23 protein-coding genes are annotated in these 23,884 nt (G+C 42.3%); 8 read left to right on the top strand and 15 right to left on the bottom strand.

Annotated features, from left to right (window positions below; genetic code table 11):
* Nucleotides 1-95: 95 nt before the first annotated feature.
* From tig to ABIB39_RS10140, 6 genes are all read right to left on the bottom strand, one after another.
* Nucleotides 96-1,445, bottom strand: a complete 1,350-nt coding sequence (tig, locus tag ABIB39_RS10165; RefSeq protein ID WP_354429595.1) for a trigger factor — start codon at nucleotides 1,443-1,445, stop codon at nucleotides 96-98.
* A gap of 259 nt (nucleotides 1,446-1,704) precedes the next feature.
* Nucleotides 1,705-2,430, bottom strand: a complete 726-nt coding sequence (locus tag ABIB39_RS10160) for a head GIN domain-containing protein (RefSeq protein ID WP_354429593.1) — start codon at nucleotides 2,428-2,430, stop codon at nucleotides 1,705-1,707.
* 124 nt (nucleotides 2,431-2,554) lie between these two features.
* The gene (locus ABIB39_RS10155; RefSeq protein ID WP_354429591.1) at nucleotides 2,555-3,166 is read right to left on the bottom strand and encodes a GIN domain-containing protein; all 612 of its coding nucleotides are present in this window, start codon (nucleotides 3,164-3,166) and stop codon (nucleotides 2,555-2,557) included.
* A 418-nt stretch (nucleotides 3,167-3,584) separates the two neighbouring features.
* A complete protein-coding gene (locus ABIB39_RS10150) occupies nucleotides 3,585-4,196 on the bottom strand; it encodes a GIN domain-containing protein (protein WP_354429589.1) in 612 nt (203 codons plus the stop codon).
* Between the two features lie 281 nt (nucleotides 4,197-4,477).
* On the bottom strand, nucleotides 4,478-6,370 hold the full coding sequence (locus tag ABIB39_RS10145) for a RecQ family ATP-dependent DNA helicase (protein WP_354429587.1): 1,893 nt from the start codon (nucleotides 6,368-6,370) through the stop codon (nucleotides 4,478-4,480).
* Between the two features lie 200 nt (nucleotides 6,371-6,570).
* Entirely contained in the window at nucleotides 6,571-7,857 is a 1,287-nt protein-coding gene (locus ABIB39_RS10140) for a citrate synthase (RefSeq protein ID WP_354429586.1), read from the bottom strand.
* A 147-nt stretch (nucleotides 7,858-8,004) separates the two neighbouring features.
* Between ABIB39_RS10140 and ABIB39_RS10135 the strand changes: the two genes are divergently transcribed.
* Nucleotides 8,005-11,286: a PAS domain-containing hybrid sensor histidine kinase/response regulator gene (locus tag ABIB39_RS10135; RefSeq protein WP_354429584.1), complete on the top strand. Its 3,282-nt coding sequence runs from the start codon at nucleotides 8,005-8,007 to the stop codon at nucleotides 11,284-11,286.
* A gap of 57 nt (nucleotides 11,287-11,343) precedes the next feature.
* On the opposite strand, the gene ABIB39_RS10130 is transcribed toward ABIB39_RS10135, so the two are convergent.
* Nucleotides 11,344-12,591 carry an ABC transporter permease gene (locus ABIB39_RS10130; RefSeq protein WP_354429582.1) on the bottom strand — a complete coding sequence of 416 codons (1,248 nt, stop codon included), beginning with the start codon at nucleotides 12,589-12,591 and terminating at the stop codon, nucleotides 11,344-11,346.
* 197 nt (nucleotides 12,592-12,788) lie between these two features.
* Here ABIB39_RS10130 and queA point away from each other — a divergent pair, with 197 nt between their 5' ends.
* A complete protein-coding gene (gene queA, locus ABIB39_RS10125) occupies nucleotides 12,789-13,838 on the top strand; it encodes a tRNA preQ1(34) S-adenosylmethionine ribosyltransferase-isomerase QueA (RefSeq protein WP_354429580.1) in 1,050 nt (349 codons plus the stop codon).
* Nucleotides 13,839-13,922: 84 nt separating this feature from the next.
* On the top strand, nucleotides 13,923-14,645 hold the full coding sequence (locus ABIB39_RS10120) for a 2-C-methyl-D-erythritol 4-phosphate cytidylyltransferase (protein ID WP_354429578.1): 723 nt from the start codon (nucleotides 13,923-13,925) through the stop codon (nucleotides 14,643-14,645).
* 28 nt (nucleotides 14,646-14,673) lie between these two features.
* On the opposite strand, the gene ABIB39_RS10115 is transcribed toward ABIB39_RS10120, so the two are convergent.
* The 4 genes from ABIB39_RS10115 to ABIB39_RS10100 all read right to left on the bottom strand — a co-directional run bounded on the left by ABIB39_RS10115 (nucleotide 14,674) and on the right by ABIB39_RS10100 (nucleotide 16,070).
* A complete protein-coding gene (locus ABIB39_RS10115; protein WP_354429576.1) occupies nucleotides 14,674-14,820 on the bottom strand; it encodes a lmo0937 family membrane protein in 147 nt (48 codons plus the stop codon).
* A gap of 122 nt (nucleotides 14,821-14,942) precedes the next feature.
* Nucleotides 14,943-15,092 (bottom strand): lmo0937 family membrane protein, encoded by a 150-nt coding sequence (locus tag ABIB39_RS10110; protein WP_322227803.1) that lies wholly within the window; start codon nucleotides 15,090-15,092, stop codon nucleotides 14,943-14,945.
* Between the two features lie 122 nt (nucleotides 15,093-15,214).
* The gene (locus tag ABIB39_RS10105) at nucleotides 15,215-15,436 is read right to left on the bottom strand and encodes a DUF2795 domain-containing protein (protein WP_002996718.1); all 222 of its coding nucleotides are present in this window, start codon (nucleotides 15,434-15,436) and stop codon (nucleotides 15,215-15,217) included.
* Between the two features lie 85 nt (nucleotides 15,437-15,521).
* On the bottom strand, nucleotides 15,522-16,070 hold the full coding sequence (locus ABIB39_RS10100) for a cob(I)yrinic acid a,c-diamide adenosyltransferase (RefSeq protein WP_354429574.1): 549 nt from the start codon (nucleotides 16,068-16,070) through the stop codon (nucleotides 15,522-15,524).
* Between the two features lie 95 nt (nucleotides 16,071-16,165).
* Here ABIB39_RS10100 and ABIB39_RS10095 point away from each other — a divergent pair, with 95 nt between their 5' ends.
* Together ABIB39_RS10095 and ABIB39_RS10090 are read left to right on the top strand one after the other, a co-directional pair.
* Entirely contained in the window at nucleotides 16,166-17,167 is a 1,002-nt protein-coding gene (locus ABIB39_RS10095; protein ID WP_354429572.1) for a chitinase, read from the top strand.
* A 32-nt stretch (nucleotides 17,168-17,199) separates the two neighbouring features.
* Nucleotides 17,200-17,991: a hypothetical protein gene (locus ABIB39_RS10090; RefSeq protein WP_354429570.1), complete on the top strand. Its 792-nt coding sequence runs from the start codon at nucleotides 17,200-17,202 to the stop codon at nucleotides 17,989-17,991.
* A 90-nt stretch (nucleotides 17,992-18,081) separates the two neighbouring features.
* Here ABIB39_RS10090 and ABIB39_RS10085 read toward each other — a convergent pair whose 3' ends face one another.
* A complete protein-coding gene (locus ABIB39_RS10085; RefSeq protein WP_354429568.1) occupies nucleotides 18,082-19,296 on the bottom strand; it encodes an ABC transporter substrate-binding protein in 1,215 nt (404 codons plus the stop codon).
* Between the two features lie 136 nt (nucleotides 19,297-19,432).
* Here ABIB39_RS10085 and ABIB39_RS10080 point away from each other — a divergent pair, with 136 nt between their 5' ends.
* Nucleotides 19,433-20,056 carry a hypothetical protein gene (locus ABIB39_RS10080; RefSeq protein WP_354429566.1) on the top strand — a complete coding sequence of 208 codons (624 nt, stop codon included), beginning with the start codon at nucleotides 19,433-19,435 and terminating at the stop codon, nucleotides 20,054-20,056.
* Between the two features lie 75 nt (nucleotides 20,057-20,131).
* On the opposite strand, the gene ABIB39_RS10075 is transcribed toward ABIB39_RS10080, so the two are convergent.
* From ABIB39_RS10075 to ABIB39_RS10065, 3 genes are all read right to left on the bottom strand, one after another.
* On the bottom strand, nucleotides 20,132-20,905 hold the full coding sequence (locus tag ABIB39_RS10075) for an ABC transporter ATP-binding protein (RefSeq protein ID WP_354429564.1): 774 nt from the start codon (nucleotides 20,903-20,905) through the stop codon (nucleotides 20,132-20,134).
* Between the two features lie 145 nt (nucleotides 20,906-21,050).
* Entirely contained in the window at nucleotides 21,051-21,338 is a 288-nt protein-coding gene (gene gatC / locus ABIB39_RS10070) for an Asp-tRNA(Asn)/Glu-tRNA(Gln) amidotransferase subunit GatC (RefSeq protein ID WP_354429562.1), read from the bottom strand.
* Nucleotides 21,313-22,059, bottom strand: a complete 747-nt coding sequence (locus ABIB39_RS10065) for a lysophospholipid acyltransferase family protein (protein ID WP_354429561.1) — start codon at nucleotides 22,057-22,059, stop codon at nucleotides 21,313-21,315. The genes gatC and ABIB39_RS10065 overlap by 26 nt, the downstream gene beginning before the upstream one ends.
* Before the next feature lie 47 nt (nucleotides 22,060-22,106).
* Here ABIB39_RS10065 and trpS point away from each other — a divergent pair, with 47 nt between their 5' ends.
* Nucleotides 22,107-23,102 carry a tryptophan--tRNA ligase gene (gene trpS, locus ABIB39_RS10060; RefSeq protein WP_354429559.1) on the top strand — a complete coding sequence of 332 codons (996 nt, stop codon included), beginning with the start codon at nucleotides 22,107-22,109 and terminating at the stop codon, nucleotides 23,100-23,102.
* Between the two features lie 129 nt (nucleotides 23,103-23,231).
* Nucleotides 23,232-23,846, top strand: coding sequence for a deoxynucleoside kinase (locus ABIB39_RS10055; protein WP_354429557.1), 615 nt, complete (start codon nucleotides 23,232-23,234; stop codon nucleotides 23,844-23,846).
* The last annotated feature ends 38 nt before the right edge of the window (nucleotides 23,847-23,884 follow it).

Genomic DNA, 23,884 nt, shown 5'->3' with positions numbered 1-23,884 from the left:
AAAGCCTTCGGAGAGGGTTTAGGGGGGGCCTATAACACAAAAGCATTTGCTGTTGGGCAAATGCTTTTGGTAATATGTTATTTGAACTTTACTGTTTATACAGCAAGCTTGTTAAAATCAGAGAATAAGATCTCTTTTTTATCAAGCGTAATAACACTTTTAATGTAATCAAACACCTTTAGCGCTTTTACTTGTTCAAATACTTTGTTAGCATTTTCTTTATTTTGAAGGTACTGCACAGTGTACTGGCCTAACTGCTCATCGGTTAACGCCTGTGGGCTATACATCCGGAACTGTTGGTCTAAACTGCCTTTTGCAAACTCAAACACTTCCTCGTATTTAATATCGATGTTGTTTTCCTTCATCAACTTATTTTCGATAAGCGTCCATTTAAGATTTTTTGCAAAATCGTTGTAACCGCCTTCCAATTCTTCCCCGGTCAGTTTTTCGTTCGTAGCCTTTAACCAACGTTTTAAAAATGCATCAGGTAGTTCAAAATCAACTTTACCAATACTGTAGTTGTAAATTTCGTCCTGCAGTTTGCGCTCGGCATCCTGGGTCATCATCATTTCTAACTCTTCGGTAATTTTAGCTCTAAAACCGGCCTCGTCGGTAACTACACCTTCACCAAATAATTTATCAAAGAACTCCTGGTTTAAATCGCCTTCTTCTAAACGGTTAACATTTTTAACGTTTAGATTAAAGTTGGATTTTAAGTCAGCCGCTTCATCTTCTTCAATTTTTAATAAACCGGCAACCTTGGCCGCGTCGTTATCAAAAGCCGCGTTGATGTCAAATACCAACTCGTCGCCTTTTTTCAAACCAAGCAGCGATTTTTTGATCGCCTCGTCCTGGATCTGATCTAAACGTACAGACGTGATATTGCTTATGCCTCCTTCAAAAACAGAACCATCCGGAGAAAGTTGCGTTAATTCAGCATAAAGAACGTCATCATCTGCCGATACGTCAGGATTTGTCATTTTGCCATAGCTGCGACGGATATTTTTGATACGTGATGCTAATGTTTTCTCATCAACTTTTATTACGTATTGGGTCACTTTATCTTTCGATGAAAAATCGATGTTAAATTCGGGCGCCAAACCAACTTCGTAGTTAAATTCAAAGTTATCGGCAAAATCCCAGTTGTACTCTTTCTTGTCATCCACTTTTGGTAAAGGCTGGCCTAATACTTCAAGTTTCTCTTCCTCTAAATATTTGTTTAAAGTATCAGATAGCATGTTGTTGATCTCATCGACCAAAATGCTTTTACCATACATTTTTTTAATGTGACCAACCGGCACCATACCCGGGCGGAAGCCTGGTAGTTTCGCTTTCTTAGCCTGGTCTTTCATTGCTTTTTCAACACGTGGCTGGTAATCTTCCGGGTTGATGTTGATCTTAACAACTGTATTCAGGTTATCAATTTTTTCCTGTGATATATTCATCTTTTTACCTGTTATTAGTTAATCTTTATTCATAGTACAGCCCTTAGGCGCACAAAATTAGAGGCGCAAAAGTATAAATTTATTTTGAATTTAGTTATGCCCTCTGGTTGCTTTGAAATTTAACAAAGTTGTTTTTAAACAGCTTAACTGTTTTAACATAGGCATATAGCACCACCTTACATTTAATATTGCTCTTAAATAACAAAGACGGCGCAGGGCCGTCTTTGTTATATGGTATCATTAATAAAACCTGTGTGTACTAGTCTATTTTTTTAACGGATGAAGCGCCGGATTGATCGTTGTTTACTTTTGAAGGGTTACCACGGTATTGAATATCGCTCGAGCCGCTGGTATGAACATCCAACTCGTTCAAAACATTTATTTTACACTCGCTCGCGCCCGATGTGCTGATCTTATATTTACCTACCACAAAATCAAGTGCCTCCACCTTACCAGACCCGCTCATATCAATATCGTGTGATGCCGCCTGGCCTTTTAAATAGATCTCGCTTGAACCACTTGCGCCTGTGTGTACTTTCCCGGCACTAAGGTCAAGGTCGATTTTAGTTGAACCGGATAGGTCGATATTAAGGTCTTTAACATTTAAACGACCTTCTGATCTTACATCAACCGCGCCAGATGCGCCAATTGCCTCCAGGTTTTTAACACCAATAACCAATACGCTTTCGCCGCTTGGGCAAATATTACGGCGGCTGTGTACTTTTAAGGTACCGCCTTCAACAGTAGTTTCTACGTATTTGAACAGGTTATCGTCAATAGTGATGGAAATAGATTCGGTACTATCCTGTTTTAAAACAACCTTGTAACCGCCAGATACATCTATTTTGGTAAAGCTTGTCATTTTACGGGCTTCGGTACGTTGGCTGCCATTGCCCTTTATACACCTGAACCGCCTGCACGATGAGAACAATGTGATTGATAAGGCTGCTACCAGCAGTACTATTTTAAAGTTTAAGTTTTTCATGTTTTATCAGTTTAGTTTTTGGACGATGATTTATGGGTTGAAGTTACACTAAAAGTAAAAAAAGCCGCTGATTATCTAACGGCTTTTTGATATAAGAAGGACTTTTGTGCAGCAGTGCTGTTGATTACAAATTTGCTAATTCGCTTTGTTTAACCTTTGCTATGGCTACGCTGGTAGTTTGCGCGGTGGTGTTTACGGCTACAAAGTTTTTATGGCTAACGTTTGCAGGTTGGGTGCAGGTTAAGTTGTAATCGTTTACGTTTCCGGTTAAGTTCACTTTGGCGTTGTCGTTAACGTTTACGGTTGCTTTGTAGGCTTCTACATTTAAGTAGGCAGTTGCGGTGTTGTACAAGTTAACTTCAAGATCTAACTTTTCTAATTTACCAAATGATTTTACTTCAGCATTATCATAAGCGCTGATAGATTGCAAGTCGGCGGCTGTTACCCAAACCACTAATTTTTGGTTTTTGTAAGATGAGATCCTTAGCAAACCGTTTTTGCTTTGTACAAGGGCGCTTTCTGAGTAGTATTTGTTGTAAACTTTAACCTGGTCGGCAGTGCCATCAGATACATACAGTTCAACGTTTCCGTGAACTTCGATCTTGTTAATCTTGTTTACGTTAGTTAATACGGTTACGGCTTCGTCATTATTATCATTAACGTTTGCATAGGTGTTTGTTGTGGTTACCACTGCCATAATCATTACGGCTACCATGGTGAAGATTGATGTTTTCATTTTATTAATATTTTGATTATGAATACTATAAGTTGTGTTGTGTTATTAAATACACCTATATGACGACCGTGCCGCATAAACGTTACAGACACTTTGGGTGTATTAGATACAGTGCGGGTTTATGTCGGTAAAGGGTATAAAACAGTCGGTGAAAGGGCGGGGAATTTGCATGTTGGAAAGAGAAGAGTCAAGATCAAGAGACAAGAATTAAAACAAGAGACAAGAATTAATGAGACAACTCCCTTATTTTCCTATCCTCTTTCGCGCAGCGAAGAGAGGGTCGACGAGCGAAGCAATGTCGGGGTGAGTAAGTTCTGAGACTTGCGATTTGGACAGGGCTGGGGTGAACCACAAAAAAAGCCACCGCTTTTGGCGATGGCTTCCTAAAATATATGTTGAACTTTTGCAAAAGTAGTACTTACAGTATGGCTAATTCTGATACGTTAGCCTTAACAAATTTGTTGGTTACTGTTTTGCTGCGGTTAGCAGCAGCCAGGTTTGCGTGGTTAACAGTCGCAGACTGGTCTTGTACCAGGTTATAGTCGTTAACGGTACCGCTGATGTTTGCGTTAGCACGGTCATTTACGTTGATGCTTGCTTTATAAGCGTCGAGGTTCAAATCTGCAGATGAGTTATTGTTAAGCGTTACATCAAGGTCTAATTTCTGCAGGCTGCCAAATGATTTTACTGATGAATTATCGTTGGCCACAATTGATTGCAGATCGGCAGCTTTTACCCAAACCACTAATTTTTTATCCGTGTATGATGAGATACGTAACGTACCGTTTTGGTTTTGTACCAAAGCGCTTTCTGCGTAGTACTTGTTGTAAACCTTCACCTCATCTGCGCTGCCGTCTGATACGAACAGTTCCACGTTTCCGTGTAATTCTATTTTGTTGATCTTGCTAACATTGGTAAGCACTGTGCTTACTTCTTCGTTGTTGTTGTTTGTAACAAATGCAAAGGTTGATGTTACTGTGCCTAATGCTAATGCGAAGATGGTTGCTATGGTTAAAACTGAAGTTTTCATTTTATTATTATTTGAATGTGAGTGTGTTAATTATTTTCTTGTTTTTAAATACACCCATATGACACCCCCATCCGGCAAACGTTACAGCCGTTTTGAGCCAAATAGATGTACACCCCGATTACGTCGGTAAACGCCCCGATTGTGACGGCGAAATGGCAATTTTTTTTTGAGGCAACCTGTAACAGGGGCGGGAAGATGTGAATTGTGGCGTTTTATCGTCACGCCGATTTTAATGACAATTGACTAAAGACTGCTTAATGCTATATTTTTATAGGAATACCCTACAAATAGTAATTCCCGCCATCGGTCTTCACCTTGCCGGCATCAAGCAGCAGGCGGATAGTTTCGATGCGTTCTTTTTCGGTACCAAGTTTTATGGAGGTGATCAGTTCATCTATGGCGTAGGCATCTGTACTTAGCAGCTGTACTATCTCGTTAGTGATATCATCAAAGATCTCGTCGGCATTTTTTTGGCGGCGTTCTTCCAGGCAAACATCGCATACGCCGCATTTGGGGGCATTAGTTTCGTCGAAATAGCCAAGCAGCATTTGGCTGCGGCAGCGTTTATGCTCAGCATAAGCAAATACGGCTATCATTTTTTGGCGATAGGTTTCTTTACGCTGATCTATAAATACCTTATTAATATATAAGTTATTGGCATGCTGCCTTGGCTTAAGCCAGGTTATCTGTGGTTTATCGGTTTGCGGCAGATAGCTCAACAGGTTAAAATCCTGTAATTGCTTTAAGCCATCTATCACCTGCTGGGTGTTCATGCCGGTGCGTTTGGCTACATCGTACTCCTTCACCCGCACATAATTCTCGAACGAACCTCCGTATGATCGCAACAGCGTTTTAATGAACGGATCCCACCCAGGGTTTTGGATCTGGAAGTTATAAAGCTCCTCGTTGAGTACCTCAAACCTAAACCGCGACGGCAGAAACACGCTTTCGTTAAAAGCCACATATTCGTCCTGCTCTAAAAACTTGAGGGCGTTGATGGTTTTTATGGCATCTAACTGGAAACGGCTGCAAAACTCGCCCAAGTCAAGGTCAAAGCTTATACCTTCGCCGGCATCATAAGCTATCTGGCAATAATTAGCCAAAAAATGGCAGATCTGTTTTATCTCTTCCACAGATGGAAAGTTCTGGACGAAGCGCTTCTCCTGCTTAAGCCTGTCGGTTGGGTTATATAATAGTATTACGTATGCGCGTTTCTCATCCCGCCCTCCCCTGCCGGCTTCCTGGTAATAAGCTTCCAGGCTATCGGGCATATCTTTATGTATCACAAACCTAACGTCGGGTTTATCTATCCCCATCCCAAAGGCATTAGTAGCTACAATAATGCGGGTGCGGTTATCTTTCCAGGCCTCTTGCTTGGCAGAGCGCTCGTCGCTGGGCAAACCAGCGTGGTAATAATCTGCGCTGATGTTATGCTGATTGTAATGTTTGGCAATGTCAAAAGTTTCCTTTCGGCTGCGCACATATACTATGCCGCTGCCGCTAATGCCGTGTGCAACATCCAATAGCTTGCGCAGTTTATCCTCGGTGGTTTGAACCACGTAGCGCAGGTTATTACGCTCAAAGCTTTGCTGGTAAACAATGCCGTTCTTAAAAAGCAATTTTTCTTGTATATCATCGCGTACCTCGGCAGTTGCGGTTGCTGTTAGGGCAAGTACAGGCACATTGGGGTGCAACTCCCGCAGATCGGAAAGGTGCAGGTACGATGGGCGGAAATCATACCCCCATTGCGAAATACAGTGCGCCTCATCAACCGCGAACAGGTTTACCTTCATGTACTTGATCCGTTCGCGCACCAGATCAGATAATAAACGCTCGGGCGATAGGTATAAAAACTTCACGGGGCCGTAAACGCAATTATCCAAAGCGATATCCACTTCTCGCTTGCCCATGCCTGATACGATAGCTATTGCCTCGATGCCTTTGGCTTTCAGGTTTTCTACCTGGTCCTTCATCAGCGCGATAAGCGGCGATACCACAATACAGATCCCATCCATAGCCAGCGCCGGCACCTGGAAACATATCGATTTACCACCACCTGTAGGTAACAAGGCCAGCGTATCTGTACCCTGCAATACCGACGTAATGATCTCCTCCTGCAACGGCCGGAAGCTATCATGTCCCCAATATTGTTTTAGTATCTCGCGTGGCGTCATCTTTTGTATAAAAAAAGCCCGTCGTACGGCGGGCTTGGGATAATGTGTATGCGGGTTAGTTTACTCACCCGGTCTTTGCTTCGCTCGATCACCCTCTCTTCGCTGCGCGGAAAGAGGGGCTTCTCTTCATACCCCCTTTGCAAAGCAGAAAGGGTCGACCAGCGTAGCGTAGTCGGGGTGAGTTACCTCCGCGAGTACTCTTACCTGTTTTTAATATCAGTATAATCCTTATCAGTTTCGCCAACGTAGATCTGGCGCGGGCGACCGATAGGTTCTTTGTTGGCTTTCATTTCTTTCCACTGGGCAATCCATCCCGGCAGGCGGCCTAAGGCAAACAATACGGTGAACATTTCTGTAGGGAAACCAAGCGCGGTGTAAATGATACCCGAGTAAAAATCTACATTAGGGTAAAGTTTACGTTCAACAAAGTAAGGGTCGCTAAGGGCAACTTCTTCCAGTTTCTTGGCTATCTCTAAGGTTTCGTCGTTGATGCCTAATTTCTCCAGGATATCATCGCAAGCTTTTTTAATGATCTTGGCGCGTGGGTCAAAATTCTTATACACACGGTGACCAAAACCCATCAGGCGGAAAGGATCGTTCTTGTCTTTAGCTTTAGCAACCCATTTATCTACGTCGCCGCCATCTTCTTTAATTTTCTGCAGCATCTCTACAACGGCCTGGTTAGCACCACCATGCAGCGGGCCCCAAAGTGCAGAGATCCCTGCGGATATAGAAGCATACAGGTTAGCATCTGATGAACCAACGATACGCACGGTAGATGTAGAGCAGTTTTGCTCGTGATCGGCATGTAGTATCAACAGTTTATTCATCGCGCTTACTACAACCGGGTCAATCTCGGTATCCTCGGTACGCTGGCCAAAGGTCATGTGCATAAAGTTTGTCACATAATCTAATTTGTTGCGCGGGTAAATAACCGGGTGCCCTAACGATTTTTTGTAGATCCACGAGACTATCGTGCTCATTTTAGCGATCAGCTTAATGATCTCTACGTTTATCTCCTCGGCAGATAAGCCTGGTTTTAACGATGCAGGATTAAATGCAGCTAACGCACCAATTAATGATGATAACTGCCCCATTGGGTGCGAACCCGAAGGGAACCCATCAAAAAATTTCTTCATATCCTCGTGTACAAGGGTATGGTGGCTTATCTCAAACTCAAAAGCCTGTAACTGATCGGCAGTTGGCAGTTGGCCATATATTAACAAGTAGGCAACCTCTGTAAAGGTCGAATTCTCTGCCAGTTGCTCTATAGAATAACCCCGGTATTTTAAAATACCTACCTCGCCATCTAAAAATGTGATGGCGCTTTTGGTAGCACCGGTATTTTTATAACCAATATCTAAAGTAACATAACCGGTTTGGTCGCGCAGTTTAGAAATATCAATAGCTTTTTCGCCCTCGGTACCTTCTATCACCGGCAAATCGTAGGTTTTATCACCAATCTTTAATTGTGCAGTTTCAGACATAGAAAAAATATGTATTTGCAACAAATGTAAATAAATCTGCGTATTAATGCCCTGTAAGATATATTTACTCTTTGTAAAATTCTTATTAAGTAATTATGGGTAAATCCCCAATATTGTTTGGCTTAAATAAAATTTCCCCTACTGTATATGTCATTTAAAAACAGGGCACTGCTATTAGTTGAAAACGACATAACCATATACAGGCTTATTTTATTGGGCTTATTAATAGCCAGCCCATCGCTACATTACCTATGTTTCGAAAACTCTTACGACCCGCTTTGGCTGCGCGCTGTTAACTGCGCTTTTTGCTTGCTAACATTGGGTTTATCATACAGTAAAAATAAAGGCCTTTTTAAAGCCATGGTTTATGTTACCATGTGCTCATACCTGTTTGTAAACAATTTTGTACTGCTTAGTGTAAACGGATTTTCGCACGTTTATGTTTTTAGTTCTATCACCATATTTATCGCTTTATCGTTGTTCTGCAAGCAACGGCGCGAATTTGTAAGCATTAGCCTGGTAAACTTTATAGCAGTAGTTGCCGCTTATTACACAGCACCCAAGGTTGCCATATCTGTTACTATATTGATAGTATTACTCGGCATTTTCACCGTTATAGCTTACGTATCTTTTTTAGTGATGCTGGCTTATAAAATGCAGTTTAAAAAAGCGGTGGCCAATATAGTACAGCTTAACGAATCGCTTTTAACTAATACCGAGAAGCTGCGTAACAGCCAGCAGCAAATGCACGCTTTGATCAGCTCTATTAACGACACTATTTTTGAATTTGATGAGAACCGCATTTGTATAAATGTATGGTTTGGCCCCAACAGCCCCGATTATTTAACAGTGGATGCGTTCTTAAATAAAACGATTATAGAAGCCATTGGCCCCGAGAGGGCTAAGCCTTTTGATGAAGTGTATGAAGATGTAATGCGTTATCAAAAAACCACCACGGTAGAGTTTCAATCGGTTTATGGCGAGCCGGGCTGGTTTGTTGCCAAGGCATCGCCGGTATTTGATGTTCATGGCAATTATACCAAACGCATCTCAGTGTCTGTAACGGATATATCCGAACAAAAGAAACATGCCGATGCCCTTGTAGAAAACAAGAACCTGTTGCTGCAGGCTCAGGATATTGCCAAAACCGGTAATTGGTGGTACGACGATGAAACCAAAGAGAACTACTGGTCTGAAAGCTTTTTTAAAATAATGGAGGTTGAAGAAGCCCCCGAGGGCCTAAGCCGGTTTGAATTTTACATGAGTTTGGTGCACCCGGATGATCAGGAATCTGCTGTTTACTATTTTACAAATATCAATTCGGTTACCGAAAACAGCCTGGAGCATAAGTTGATAACGCCACAAGGCAATCTTAAATTCCTTAGGATACTGCGCGGAGAAATATCGCAAAACCAAGACGGCAGCCTTAAACGTGTAGTAGGCATTATACAAGATATTACTGAATCTAAACTGACCGAAAAAGCTGTAAAAGTAAGCCAGGCCGAGTTATTAGAAGCCCAAACCATTGCCAAAATTGGTAACTGGAAATACAATTGCACTACCCACATGCTGCAATGGAGCGACGAGGTTAATTCAATTCATGAGGTTGAAGGATACAAGGGTTCGGCATCGCGCTATGGCCGTTTGCTGCTAAACCACATCCACCCCGATGATAAGTATATTGTAAAGCACCTGTTTAAAAGCAGCGAAAATAGCGGCTCATCTTATGAGTACCGTATTATTACTTCAAAGGGTAATGTTAAGCACATCAGCGTTATTACGGGTAAACTTATGTACCGCGAAGATGGCAGCGTGCGCAAAATCATTGGCACCTTGCAGGATATTACACAGCGTAAACAAGCCGAGATTGATTACCGGCGTACAGAAAATAAATACCGCCTGGTGCTGGAAACCATTAAACTGGCGGCAGTATCATTAAATGCCGATGGTAAAGTGAATTTTTGTAATAAATATCTGGCAAACTTGCTTGGCTACAGCCAAATGGAAATATTGGGTATGGATTGGATGGAGCACTTTGTGACCGATGAACATAAAGACATTCTTACCGGCTGGTTTAAAAACAACTCCATACGGGCGCATTACGTTAACCCTATTATATGCCGCGATGGCGAACTGCGAACCATAAGCTGGCAAAACACAGTTAGTTATGATGAGAATGGAAACGTTAAAGAAACTACCAGCATTGGCGAGGATATCACCGTACAGCAAAAGGTAAGGCAGGAACTGATCTCTGCCAAAGAACAGGCAGAGCGCTCGTCGCACTTTAAATCGGAGTTTCTGTCTATAATGAGTCACGAGATTCGTACGCCGATGAACGCGGTTATCGGTACAACTAATTTACTGTTAGAAGAAAACCCTAAGCCCGAGCAGTTAGAGTATTTGAACACGTTAAAATTTAGCAGCGATAACCTGCTTGCGATCATAAATGATATTTTAGATTATAATAAGATAGAGGCCGGTAAGCTACAGCTGAGCAATATACCGTTCAACATCCATCAGCTCGCGCAAAACATAAAGCAGTCGTTCTATGCAAAAGCGGTTGAAAAAAACCTGGATATCGAGTTGATTGCCGACGAAAGCATTCCCGAATTTCTAATGGGCGACCAAACGCGCCTTGGCCAGATATTGATAAACCTGGTAAGCAACGCTGTTAAATTTACACACGAGGGAAAAGTGAGCATTCTGCTTGAAAAAGAGCATTTTAGTAATGATGAGGTGATCATCAAATTTACGGTTAACGATACGGGCATTGGTATTGCTGCCGAAAATATGGCCATAGTGTTTGATCCGTTTATACAAGGGCCACAAACCATCACCCATAATTATGGTGGTACCGGCCTTGGGCTTGCCATCACCAAACGCCTTATCGAGCTTTACGAAAGCAGCATAAACGTGCTTAGTGATCTGGGTAAAGGCACCCGCTTTACATTCAGTATCCGATTTAAAACTGCCATGCCTGTTAACGAACCGGAACATACCAGCGCTATTGAAAATATTGTATTGCCGCCAAACCTTAACGGTATGAATATTTTGGTGGTTGATGATAATAAGATGAACCTGATGATTGCCTCCAAGTTCTTAAAGAAGTGGCAGGCCACTGTTGACGAGGCTATTAACGGCCAGATAGCAGTTGACATGGTAAGCGCCAATAGCTACGATATGGTAATAATGGATTTGCAAATGCCTGTGATGGATGGTTTTGAAGCTACCAGGATTATCAAACAAAGTCAACCGGGTATCCCTATTATAGCCTTTACCGCCGATGCCATGCCCGAAACGCATAGCAAAGCCTACGAAGCAGGCATGTGCGATTACCTCACCAAACCCTTTGTACCCGATGTCCTGTTTGACACGGTATCAAAACACCGTAAGGTTGTAATACCCGTGGATAATTTAACAGGGTTTTAAGGGGTATTACGATGAAGGAATTTATGGATGCGGTATTGGCGTTGCATCCCTCTCAAATTAATTAGTTCTTATGGCCTCTACCGGGTCAAGCCTTGAGGCAAACCAGGCGGGAACGATACCCGATATCATACCGATGGCTACCGATATTCCAATACCGAATATAATATTGCCTGAATCAAGTACTACCTCTATGCCGGATGCAGCCTTTACGCCAAGCGTTCCCAGGTAAACCAGGAATAGGCCTATAAGCCCGCCCATAAGGCATAATGATATCGCTTCTATTAAAAATTGAAGCAATATAAAGTAGTTTTTTGCCCCTAACGATTTTTGGATCCCGATTATGTTGGTACGTTCTTTTACAGATACAAACATGATGTTGGCGATACCAAAACCACCTACCAGTATCGAGAAGCCACCAATGATAGCCCCTGCAATATTTACAATACCAAATAACTGGTCGAGCTGATTGGTAAGGATGGTTGATTTATTAAGCGAAAAATCATCCTCTCCACCCGGGCGGATGCTGTGGATAGAACGCATTAATCCACGCACTTCACTTTCCACCTCTACATCACTCAGGTTATCCTGGCCGCGTACAACTATTTGCGGGTTATACTTTTCGTTCTCAATATCAATTACGTTTTTTGCGAAATTTAGCGGTAACAGAATCTCGTTATCGCTGGTAATGCCCAAAATATCTTTCCCCTCTTTCGCAAAAACACCGATAATAGTAACCTTGCGGCCCATAATTTTTATTTGCTTGCCAACACCAGTACCACCGGGAAAAAGCGCATCAGCAATATCAGCGCCAATAACGGTTACCGGCGCGCCCGTGCGCGATTCAATATCTGTAAAGTACCTGCCATCCTGAAAATCGAAGTTCCAGGTTTTATCATGGTCGTGAGATACGGCATCTATTTGCGCGCCATCAACAGTGTTGCTAAGGTATTTAACGGTACGGTTATCTATGCTTATTTCGTATGAAAGGGCTTTGGCTGTTTGGCTGCGGCGGCTTAGCTGGTCAAAATCGCGTAATTTTGGTACCGGGCGTTGCATATACTTCCACCAGGGGAAGTTGTCCTCGCCTACCCAGGGCCATTTTTGTACGTATATGCTGTTACTACCTAATTTATTTACGCTTTTTTGCAGATTGTTACGCAAGGTATCAACTGCTGAGAATACCGCGATGATGGTAAAAATACCGATGGTTACCCCCAATAACGACAACATGGTACGCAGCTTATTTTGCCTAAGCGCGTCAAACGCGAACAGGAAACTTTCACGAATAAGTTTAAGTATGATCATATCGTTATTTTGATGTAACCAGGCGCGCCTGGTATTGATTTAACGTTGTTTTAAAACAGTATTTGTTAGACTGTGTTAAACCACTTAAGTTACAGTAATTTTCACTTTTACTATTAACAGTATAACCCTATCAAAAAAAGCGTGAAAAATAACAAAAATTCCGTACATTTGCGCCCTGAAAATTCATATATATTAGCATGAAATTATCTCAATTTAAATTCAATTTACCCGAATCATTAATTGCTCATTCCCCGTCAGATATACGTGACGAGTCCCGTTTAATGGTTTTACACCGCGATTCTGGTAAAATTGAGCATAAAATATTTAAGGATGTATTGGATTATTTTGATGACCAGGATGTAATGATCCTGAACAACACCAAAGTATTCCCGGCGCGTATGTATGGTAACAAAGAAAAAACCGGCGCTACCATCGAAGTATTTTTGCTTCGCGAATTAAATAAAGAATTACGCCTTTGGGATGTATTGGTTGACCCTGCCCGCAAAATACGTGTTGGTAACAAACTTTACTTTGGCGACGACGACCTGCTTATTGCAGAGGTTGTAGATAACACTACTTCACGTGGCCGCACCATCCGTTTCCTTTTTGACGGTACCGACGAGGAGTTTCGGCGCAATGTGGAGATCCTGGGCGAAACACCGCTTCCAAAATATATAAAACGCAAGGCAACTGCCGACGATAAAGAACGTTACCAAACCATATTTGCCAAGCATGAAGGCGCTGTTGCCGCCCCTACAGCAGGCTTACACTTTAGCCGCGAGCTAATGAAACGCCTTGAATTAAAAGGTGTTGAATTTGCTGAGGTCACACTTCACGTTGGTTTAGGCACCTTCCGCCCGGTTGAGGTTGAAGACCTGACCAAACACAAAATGGATTCCGAGCAATTCATCATTGAAGACAAACAAGCAAGAATAGTTAATCGCGGTATCGAAAGAAAAAACCGCATTTGCGCGGTAGGTACAACATCTATGCGCGCGGTTGAATCGGCCGTATCTGCAGGTAAGATCTTAAAACCTGCTAATGACTGGACCAGCAAATTCATTTTCCCGCCGTACGAATTTAGTATCGCCAACTGCATGATCACGAATTTCCACACACCGGAATCTACCTTATTGATGATGGTTGCAGCATTTGGTGGTTACGATCACGTGATGAACGCCTACGAAGTAGCGGTAAAAGAAAAATACCGTTTCTACAGCTACGGCGACGCGATGCTGATCATATAATTGGGCTGTCGGATTTATCATACAAAAAGTCATTCCCAACCGGAATGACTTTTTTTTGCTTATCAAACTGTAAATTAGCGGCACATGCAATCCTCAAATCCGAAATCCGAAATCTCAAATCCGAAATCCACATACGCAGTCATCGTAGCAGGTGGCTCAGGCAGCAGGATGCAATCGGTATTGCCTAAGCAGTTTATTGAACTTTGCGGCGAGCCTGTACTAATGCATACTATCAGGGCTTTTAAGGATAGTAATTCATCGCCTCAAATTATTTTGGCGCTACATACCAGCTATCACGAGTTATGGTCAGAGTTGTGCCGCAAACATTCTTTCTCTATCCCTCACACTATCATTGCCGGTGGCGAAACACGTTTCCATTCGGTAAAAAACGCAATAGACACAATTGAGGATGAGAATGCACTTATTGCAGTACATGACGCCGTAAGGCCTCTTGTAAGCACTACAATTATAGACGAAGCCTACCAATGTGCTTTTAGCCAAGGAACCGCCGTAACAGCTGTTAAAAGCCGCGATTCGATAAGGCAGGTAAACAATGGCGTATCTACAAGTATAAATCGTGATAACATATACCTGGTGCAAACGCCTCAAACCTTCCAATCTGAAATATTAAAAAAAGCGTACGAGCAGCCCTATACAAATAATTTTACTGATGATGCATCGGTAGTAGAACAAAGCGGCGTTGCTATAACGCTTATTGAAGGCAGCTACAGTAACATCAAGATCACCTTCCCTGAGGACATTACCATCGCCGAGGCACTAATAAACAAAAAAAGCCACCAGCGTTAAGCTGATGGCTATGTATTTAATACATATATCAGGCTCTTCTTATTACGCCTAATATTAAAGCGATGATCGCTATTACTAATAAAATGTGGATTAAACCGCCTGCATGGTTTACAAAGAATCCGAAGATCCATCCTATTACTAAAATAACCGCGATAATGTACAATAAGCTTCTCATAGTGTTGTGTGTTTAGTTAATGTTTATTTATAGATGTAAATATTAAACCAACGTTATTATAAAAAGTTTTGGCATAAAAGAAACCCGGCTTTAGCCGGGTTTAATATTATTTGAAAGCTTTACTAAGCCCTCCTGATAACACCTAAAATTACGGCTATAATAGCTATAACTAATAATACGTGTATAATATTACCACCAAACGGTGATATAAATGCTCCGAAGATCCAGGCTATAACAAGGATAACAGCGATAAGGTACAATAAGCTTCTCATGGTAAAATGTTTTATGTTTAAGTAAATGTATTTAAATCTACCTATACCAAAATCATTCCAAAAAGTAGTCAAAATAAAAAAAGCCCTGTTTACAGGGCTTTAAATATTTAACCGAAGCATATTTAATACTCGTCCTCGTTAAAAAAGAAATCGTCTTTAGTAGGATAATCCGGCCATATTTCCTCTATATTTTCATACGGTTCACCATCATCTTCAAGTGCCTGCAGGTTCTCAATAACCTCTACCGGCGCTCCGGAACGTATGGCGTAATCAATTAATTCGTCTTTTGTGGCAGGCCATGGCGCATCTTCAAGGTGCGATGCTAATTCAAGTGTCCAATACATGTTTTTATGTTAAAGTGGTAAATTTTGCTTTTTCGCAAAAGTATAATATTTTTAAATTGATTTTTATTATTTTTTTGTAATTTTTTCAAACACGGGGTATCCATTGATTTTCAGGCACTTTATCGGCGTACCCCACCATCCTGGCTAAAGTGAACAGGTAATCGCTCAATCTGTTCAGATAAATGTTCACTTGCTCGTCAACCTTGCTTTCTTCGGCCAAATGCACAGTCAGTCGTTCGGCCCGGCGGCAAACACAGCGCGCTATGTGGCAGTAAGATATGGTATTATTACCACCCGGCAAAATAAAATGGCGCAGCTGGGGCAAGGTTTCGTTCATGCGGTCCATTTCTTTTTCCAGCAGTTCTATATCTTGGGGGTAAAGGTCGGGTATTACCATTTTAGATTTTTCGGGATCGGCCGCCAGCGACGAGCCAATAGTGAACAACCTGTCCTGTATTTGTTTCAGGATGTCCTTATCATAGTCAGTAATTTGCTGGTCGCGTATCAGGCCGATGTATGAGTTAAGTTCATCTACCGTTCCATAGCTTTCTATCCGCAGGTGGTGCTTGGGCACACGGGTACCGCCAATTAATGATGTATAGCCCTTATCTCCTGTTTTGGTGTATATCTTCATAAGTACAATAGCAATTTTACAATTTTAGCGGCGTTTTAACATATTGTGCTAAACTTGTACAGTATTATATTGTTCAAATATATTATTTAGAAACTATGAAACCCATAATATCATCTGCCAGGGCAGGGCTTATTTGTTTAATTACAGTTGCATTACTAAGCTTTAAATGCAGCAGCGGCACAGCATCAAAAACTGTTGCCATAGCGCCAAAACACAAGGCAGACTTTGCCACCTTTTTAACCGAGCAGCAATTTAACGCCCTATTCCCCGAGCGAAATAAATTTTACACCTACAAAGCCTTTATACAAGCCGTTAACGAGCTGGCGCAAATAAAGCTGCAGGTTACACGCAGGGCGGTATCGGTTTACCAATTCATCCGTACAAATAAAAGCAACGGCAAAGCCACCACCGTACGCCAGGATGGCGACTGGAACGAGGCTTGGGCCAAAGTAAAACCGGATAGCACCTATACTGTAGATTACGGAAATTTTTGTTCGGAAAAAGATGCCGCAGGTAACAAACGCGAACTGGCAGCCTTTTTCGCGCAGATTGCTCATGAAACGCGCCACGGCCGTAATGAAAGTTACACCGACGGCCTGATGCTGATCCACGAAGATAATACCAACGCCACCTACGTTAGCGACAGCGACGAGTATCCTCCTGTTAAAGGGCAAAAATATTATGGCCGCGGGCCAATGCAAATAAGCTACAACGGTAACTACGGCTATGCCTCAGATTGTATTTTTGGCGACAGGCACGTATTGCTTAATAACCCGGCGCTAATAGAAACCGACCCGGTTGTTGCTTTTAAAACGGCCATCTATTTTTGGATGACACCCGAAACTCACAAACCATCGGCACACGATGTAATGATAGGCAAATGGCAGCCAAACGCTACCGACAAAGTCAAAGGCCGCGCTTCCGGCTTCGGGATGACGATACTCATCGTAAACGGTGAACTGGAATGCAACAAAGGCGAAGACAACTACAGCATGAAAGATCGTATTGGCTTTTACCAGTTCTTCCTAAAGAAACTGGGCGTTACCGACGATAACTGTGCATGTAGCTGTGGCAGGATGCAGCCATATAAGTATTAAGATAAATTACTTAACTTAATGGTTTAACCATAATGATGAAAAAGGCACTGCTCGTTGCAATTATTACTTTAAAATTTGTAATAGTATTTGCGCAAACCGAGGCTGAAAAATTCAAGAATAAAAATTTAGCCGATAGTTTTCTATCGTCCAAAGAATTAAAAAGCAAACTTATCCGCTACGATTATTCAAAACTTTTTATCACAACAGATAACTCTTTTGTATATGGTTTTATTGGTGATAAATTTCAACGCATTAGAATAAAGATCATTTCTATAGTCAAAAACTCATCGTTGCCTAATACTTACAATGTTTACGGCAAATCAATGGTTAAAAACAATATTAATGAATTTCGTGGTACGATTAAAATAACTAATATCCGTAAGTACAAAAAAACTTCGTTTGGAGTAGATGATGAACTTAAAGATAAAGGCATTAAAGGCGAATATTTATTGATTGGCTCTTATAATTTAGCCGAAGCCACAAAGCAAGAACACGCCGGCGCATTTAAAGGTGCTTTTACATCCGGGTTTTATCTTGATAAAAACAACTCCGTTTATTATGATGATATCAATAAAAATGCCGATGGGTATTTAAATAACCAGTTTACAGGCCAATGGATAAGCCACAACAACAAAATAATTAAACGGTGTAATTGGGGCGACTACCGAATCCCAAATTCAAAAGGTTTTGATATTGGGGCAGGCGAATTTTCTCCGGATAATAAATACCTGCCGGCGGGTTGGCAAACTTTACGTGACGCCTACACATCATCAGTAAATAAAACAAAAGCACTCCAAATTGAGAAGGCAAAATGGTGGGAGTAACTAACTGCGGATCAAAGCATAAAATGGGAATAAAGTTAAAGTTAATTCCCATTTTTGTTATCTCCAATTAGGCTCTTTATCAAACATTACCTAATCATCAGATTTGCCTACTAACACCCAACTGTAAATAGTACCTGTTTTTGTAATACCAAAATAATCGAAAGTGCCGCTTGCGCGGTCGCCAAATTCGTCAAGTTTATCGTCACCGGTAATGCCCTGGTGTTTATTGGCTTGCTCTACAAAGCTGGTTTTTAGCTTGGCAAAATCGCTTACATCGCCATTGTTAGCTTCAATAGTGTAGGCAATTGCCCAAACCGCATCGTAGGCGGCTAATGCAAAGGCATCGGCATTTAACTTGGTTTTATCTTTTATACGTTTTGCTACTGGCGCATACTGTGGCTCAAAAGCGGCAGGCAACCCCAGCGATGGAGAGAAAAAGCCTGTAGCAATAGCAAAATCTGCTACAACTGCATCATCTGTAAATTTGGTGTTTAATACAGAACCATCACCGCCATACCATTTTACAGCAGCTAAAGTTGGCTCGGTAGCAGCGGATTTCATCAGCAGGGCACCATCATCAAATGATGCCAGGTAAACAGCAACTTTACCGGCACCGTAGGTTGCATTATAGCTGGCAACTTTGGTTTTAATACTGGCTATTACAGTGGTAAAATCGGTAGTGTTAACGGGGTATGGTGTAACCGGGTTTACAACACCGCCTTTAGCAACGAATGCATTACCTACAGATGCTTGCAAGCCTTTGTTGCCGGCATCGTCAAGTGCTACGGTGACTAAAGCCGTTTGGCCTCTTTTGTAAATGGTATTGGCCATTGCAGCGCCTTCTATCTTATCTGACGGGCAAAAGCGGAATATATTATCGCCGGCAATAGCAAGGCTGCCTGCAGTACTGCTTTGGCTTACAACAATGATGTTTGACTGATCTGCCAATGGTTTCAAGGCTGCAAGTTCGGCACTGCTTTGCGGGCCAACTATAAAGTGAATGCCGTTGTTTTTCGCATTAGTAAATAATGACACGGCCAGGTCTGCAGTTTGTTTGGTATCTACAATATTTACTCCAATACTGTAATTATATTCTTTTGAAGCAAAGTAGTCGTTAACATCCTCTGCTGCAACCTGCATGGCTGCACTGGATGTTATACCCAGGCTACTGCCACTACCTGTTATAGATAATAACCCTTGGATGGTTATACCGTTGGTTATTGTAACTTCCTTAGCCTTTTTGCACGACTGAAATATCAGCGCAACAGCTAAAAGCGCAACAAGCGGGAATAATAATTTCTTCATATTAATTGATAAATGCTTAGTAACGCAAAATACATTTAATTTAGGATTTTTTTTATTTGCCGCTCGTTGATAATGAATTTATTATCAAACTGTAACATCTGTTATTATCTTTAGTCTCATTTTTTTATGGTAACTGATGGATAAATTTTTATTTGACACAACCGGGCTACATCTAACCGAAAGCAATGATTTTGAAGCGACCAGCCAGGCATTAAAAGAAAAGTTCAGGATTGAGGTGCCGGGTTTTATTGATTTTCAGCTGGAGCAGTTCGAGGTTTTGAACCACCATAAGGCGGTAAATATCCGCGACACCTTTGCTATCAAAAACGCCTGCGGCGATAGCTACTTGTTGTTTGTGGACATGGATACCGAGCATACACCCGCAAAAGGGCGTAAAACCATCATCACCGAATACCAACCCTGGGGCCTCGCCTATTTAAAGCGCGACTTTGGCCGGGTTTTCATCCGTACCGAAACCATTATTGATAAGATTCGCGAGATCATATTCCCAATTGAGCTCGATTTTAAGGAAGACAAGCTGTTCAGCGACCGCTACTACGTATTAACCGATGATAAGCGCAAAGCCGAATTTGCTATGACACAAGAGTTTCGTGATGCCATGATGGCTATTAAAGAAACCGATTTTGTGATTGAGATCTACGAGCATACGCTTATTATTGGTAACCGCAAACCCATCACTCCGGAACATACCTTATACCTTGCCGATTTTGTGGCAAGGCTGGCAGAGTTGAAGTGTTAGACTAAAAAGCACACAAAACTAAAAGCCCTTATTGCGCATTGCAATAAGGGCTTTGTTATTATAAATGAAAAACTATTATTTTTCTAAGTTGATGCCTTCTTTTTCGGCTGTCTCTGGTACGCGTCTGCTTACGGTTTGGATGTTCTCGTTCATGTAATCATTCTCTACCAAACCATCGCGCATGCGCACAATACGGTGGGCGTGCATGGCAATATCCTCCTCGTGTGTTACCAGTATAATGGTATTGCCTTTAGCGTGGATATCCTCGAGCAGGCCCATAATTTCAATGGATGTTTTGGTATCCAGGTTACCTGTAGGTTCATCTGCAAGGATGATGGAGGGGTCGTTTATAAGGGCGCGGGCTACGGCCACACGCTGGCGTTGACCGCCAGATAATTCGTTAGGACGGTGATCTGTACGGTTACCAAGGCCTACATTTTCAAGAGCCTGGCGTGCACGTTCGTTACGTTTTTCTTTGCTGATGCCTGCATAAACCAATGGCAGGGCAACATTATCTAAAGCGCTGTTACGTGGTAAAAGGTTAAACGTCTGGAAAACGAACCCGATTTCAGTGTTACGAACCTCAGCGAGGTCATTATCCGTCATGTGGCTCACGTTGATGCCGTTAAGGATGTATTCGCCTTTGGTTGGGGTATCTAAACAGCCCAAGATATTCATCAGGGTTGATTTGCCCGAACCCGAAGGGCCCATCAGCGCTACAAATTCGCCTTTGTTAATATTTAAGGTTACCGACTTTATAGCGTGGATGATCTCCGCACCAATAACGTATTTACGGCCGATATCTTTAATAATAATAAGAGGCTCTTCCTTTTTTGTAGCTATTGCCATGTTCCGTTTTTTGTTACTTTGACAGCAGAGTGGTATAAAATGTTACACGCTTAGAAAAAAGAATCAAGAGTTAAGAACCAAGAACCAGGATGAAGATAAATTGTGCCTTTTCTTAATTCTTGACTCTAATATCTTGGCTGCCCCTTTACTTTATCACTTTCTCTACCAAAAAGTGGCTTTGGTCGTGGTCGGGTGCGTTTTGTAACGCTTCCCGGGTGGTAATTTGTTGTTTAATAATATCCTCGCGCAGTATGTTTGGCTCGGCGGTCATATAAACTAAAGGCTCAACACCGCTAGTATCTACCTCGTTCAGTTTATCCATAAACCCCAATATCTTGTTCATGTCTTTGATCATGCCCTGCTTTTCGCTGTCGGCCAGTTTAAGGCGTGCCAGGTGGGCTATTTTATCAACCGTTTGTTCGTCTATGGTCATGCTCGTGTATTTTATTGCTAATAATGGCGTGCACCTGGTCACGCAGCGCATCGGCATCATCAATCGTTAAGTGCGCCGTTTCTATCGGCTTATGTACAAATATATCACATACCCCCGGCTTGCTGCCAAATTTCTTGCCATCATCCCAAAAAATCTTCCAGGTGTTTAGCGATGATACCGGGATAATAGGCACCTTAAGCTCTATAGCCATACGAAAAGGACCATTTTTGAAACCATGCAGTTGGGGCGGGTAATTATCAGGGATGGTAGCCTCGGGGAAAATAATTACGGTGATACCATTCTCCAGCCTGCCCATAGCCAGTTTAAACGCCCTGAAGGATGCTATTTTACTTTCGCGGTTCACCGGGATATCTACCGTACGGAAAAAAAGGCGCGTAACAATGCCGTCCACCAGTTCCTCTTTCCCCATAAAACAGCAGTTACTTTTAACCAGCAGGCTAAGGGCGGTAATATCCAGATTGCTGGTATGGTTGGGGCAAACAATATACGTTTTGCTCCAGTCTATAGGTTCTTCAAAATTGTAATTATACCTTATGCCAACACAAAACGAACTTATAAGCCCCCAGATACGGCGTAAACGGTTCAGGTGCTTATACCTTTGCGGTTTACGCGAAAAGTAGTACATCAAAGGCCATAACAGAAAATAAAAAAGCCCCACACTGCCCTGGTAAAGGTATAGGTGTACTTTCTTCAATATCATTTTCATCGCCCCCAAAAATAGAAAAAATACTTACTTTCGCCCCCTATATGGAAACTGTTGTTAGCGGCATCCGGTCAACCGGGAATTTGCACCTGGGTAATTACTACGGGGCGGTACAAAATTTTGTTAAAATGCAGCACGAATACAAGTGCTATTTTTTTATAGCCGACCTGCATTCGTTAACTACGCACCCTACACCCGCCAACCTGCATGGCAATGTAAAGCAGGTTTTGATAGAGTATTTGGCGGCGGGCATCGACCCTGAAAAAGCGACCATTTACGTACAAAGTGACGTGCCCGAGGTTACAGAGCTATATTTGTACCTCAACATGAACGCCTATATGGGCGAACTGGAACGCGCAACTTCTTTTAAAGATAAAGTACGCGACAATCCCGATAACGTAAACGCAGGCCTTTTAACCTATCCGGTTTTAATGGCTGCAGATATATTGATCCACAAAGCAACAAAAGTACCTGTAGGTAAAGACCAGGAGCAGCACCTTGAAATGTCGCGCACATTTGGCAACCGCTTTAACAGGCTTTACAATAACGATTACTTCCCCGAGCCATACGCTTTTAGCATGGGCGAGAGCCTGGTAAAAATACCGGGACTTGACGGCAAAGGTAAAATGGGAAAAAGTGAAGGTGAAGGCAATGCCATATTTTTAAGCGACACGCCTGAAGCCATCCGCAAAAAAGTGATGCGCGCCGTTACCGATAGCGGCCCAACCGAAGATAATCAGCCAAAACCGCAAGAGATCCAAAATCTGTTCGACCTGATGAAGGTGGTATCAACAGCGGATACTATTGAACATTTCGATAACCTATACAATACCTGCGCCATCCGTTACGGCGATCTGAAGAAACAGCTTGCCGAGGACATGGTCATCGCGACCACGCCTATCCGCGAACGAATTGCCGATATAGCTAACGATGCGCCAATGTTAAGGCAGGTTGCACGGTACGGTGCTGCCAAGGCCCGAGAAAGCGCCGCGAAAACCATCAAAGAGGTAAGAGAAATTATCGGTTTCAGGAATTTTTAGATAGTTCATAGTTGATGGTTCATGGTTCATAGCGTATCTTAGCGATGTAGCTAATGATGTTCGCGCGATGATTACTGACCATGAACTATTATCTATTGACCATGAACAAATAATCGCAATAAAATAAAGATGCACATAGCTATTGTAGGAAATATAGGCGCCGGTAAAACTACACTTACCGAAATGTTAGCGAAAAATTACGGCTGGGAACCCCTTTACGAGGCGGTTGATAACAACCCCTACCTGGAAGATTTTTATAACGAAATGAAACGCTGGAGTTTTAACCTGCAGATCTATTTCCTGAATAGCCGTTACCGCCAGATAGTGGATATCCAAAAAGGTGGCCGCGATATTATCCAGGACCGTACCATATACGAGGATGCCTACATTTTTGCAGAGAACCTGCACGACATGGGCCTGATGACCACCCGCGATTACGAGAACTACCAAAGCATGTTTGATAACATCACGGAGTTTATTAAACCACCGGACTTGCTGGTGTATCTTAAAGCATCTGTACCCACCCTGGTAAACAACATCCAACGCCGTGGCCGCGAGTACGAGATTGGCATCCGCATAGATTACCTATCCAAATTGAACGAGAAATACGACAAGTGGATAAACGGCTACAAACTGGGCAAACTGCTTGTGCTTGATAAAGACAACCTGGACTTTGCCAACAACACCGAAGACATGGCCTCTATCGTAGAAAAGATTGAGCGGGAAGTGAATGGGTTGTTTTAAAGCCGCCCTTGCATAGGACTTCATGCTCCTACATACTA

Origin of the sequence: Mucilaginibacter sp. UYP27, assembly GCF_040547175.1 — a bacterium.
Classification (GTDB): domain Bacteria; phylum Bacteroidota; class Bacteroidia; order Sphingobacteriales; family Sphingobacteriaceae; genus Mucilaginibacter.
This window is presented reverse-complemented; position numbering and strand designations above follow the sequence as displayed.

Excerpts from the sequence above, each read along its gene's own strand:
- ABIB39_RS10115 (WP_354429576.1), bottom strand. The coding sequence starts at position 14,820 with ATGAGAAGCTTATTGTACATTATCGCGGTTATTTTAGTAATAGGATGG.
- ABIB39_RS10150 (WP_354429589.1), bottom strand. The coding sequence starts at position 4,196 with ATGAAAACTTCAGTTTTAACCATAGCAACCATCTTCGCATTAGCATTA.
- gatC (WP_354429562.1), bottom strand. The coding sequence starts at position 21,338 with ATGACCATAGACGAACAAACGGTTGATAAAATAGCCCACCTGGCACGC.
- trpS (WP_354429559.1), top strand. The coding sequence starts at position 22,107 with ATGGAAACTGTTGTTAGCGGCATCCGGTCAACCGGGAATTTGCACCTG.
- ABIB39_RS10075 (WP_354429564.1), bottom strand. The coding sequence starts at position 20,905 with ATGGCAATAGCTACAAAAAAGGAAGAGCCTCTTATTATTATTAAAGAT.
- ABIB39_RS10160 (WP_354429593.1), bottom strand. The coding sequence starts at position 2,430 with ATGAAAAACTTAAACTTTAAAATAGTACTGCTGGTAGCAGCCTTATCA.
- queA (WP_354429580.1), top strand. The coding sequence starts at position 12,789 with ATGAAATTATCTCAATTTAAATTCAATTTACCCGAATCATTAATTGCT.
- ABIB39_RS10100 (WP_354429574.1), bottom strand. The coding sequence starts at position 16,070 with ATGAAGATATACACCAAAACAGGAGATAAGGGCTATACATCATTAATT.
- ABIB39_RS10055 (WP_354429557.1), top strand. The coding sequence starts at position 23,232 with ATGCACATAGCTATTGTAGGAAATATAGGCGCCGGTAAAACTACACTT.
- ABIB39_RS10130 (WP_354429582.1), bottom strand. The coding sequence starts at position 12,591 with ATGATCATACTTAAACTTATTCGTGAAAGTTTCCTGTTCGCGTTTGAC.
- ABIB39_RS10145 (WP_354429587.1), bottom strand. The coding sequence starts at position 6,370 with ATGACGCCACGCGAGATACTAAAACAATATTGGGGACATGATAGCTTC.
- ABIB39_RS10135 (WP_354429584.1), top strand. The coding sequence starts at position 8,005 with ATGTCATTTAAAAACAGGGCACTGCTATTAGTTGAAAACGACATAACC.
- ABIB39_RS10155 (WP_354429591.1), bottom strand. The coding sequence starts at position 3,166 with ATGAAAACATCAATCTTCACCATGGTAGCCGTAATGATTATGGCAGTG.
- ABIB39_RS10140 (WP_354429586.1), bottom strand. The coding sequence starts at position 7,857 with ATGTCTGAAACTGCACAATTAAAGATTGGTGATAAAACCTACGATTTG.
- ABIB39_RS10110 (WP_322227803.1), bottom strand. The coding sequence starts at position 15,092 with ATGAGAAGCTTATTGTACCTTATCGCTGTTATCCTTGTTATAGCCTGG.
- ABIB39_RS10120 (WP_354429578.1), top strand. The coding sequence starts at position 13,923 with ATGCAATCCTCAAATCCGAAATCCGAAATCTCAAATCCGAAATCCACA.
- tig (WP_354429595.1), bottom strand. The coding sequence starts at position 1,445 with ATGAATATATCACAGGAAAAAATTGATAACCTGAATACAGTTGTTAAG.
- ABIB39_RS10090 (WP_354429570.1), top strand. The coding sequence starts at position 17,200 with ATGATGAAAAAGGCACTGCTCGTTGCAATTATTACTTTAAAATTTGTA.
- ABIB39_RS10105 (WP_002996718.1), bottom strand. The coding sequence starts at position 15,436 with ATGTATTGGACACTTGAATTAGCATCGCACCTTGAAGATGCGCCATGG.
- ABIB39_RS10065 (WP_354429561.1), bottom strand. The coding sequence starts at position 22,059 with ATGATATTGAAGAAAGTACACCTATACCTTTACCAGGGCAGTGTGGGG.
- ABIB39_RS10080 (WP_354429566.1), top strand. The coding sequence starts at position 19,433 with ATGGATAAATTTTTATTTGACACAACCGGGCTACATCTAACCGAAAGC.
- ABIB39_RS10095 (WP_354429572.1), top strand. The coding sequence starts at position 16,166 with ATGAAACCCATAATATCATCTGCCAGGGCAGGGCTTATTTGTTTAATT.
- ABIB39_RS10085 (WP_354429568.1), bottom strand. The coding sequence starts at position 19,296 with ATGAAGAAATTATTATTCCCGCTTGTTGCGCTTTTAGCTGTTGCGCTG.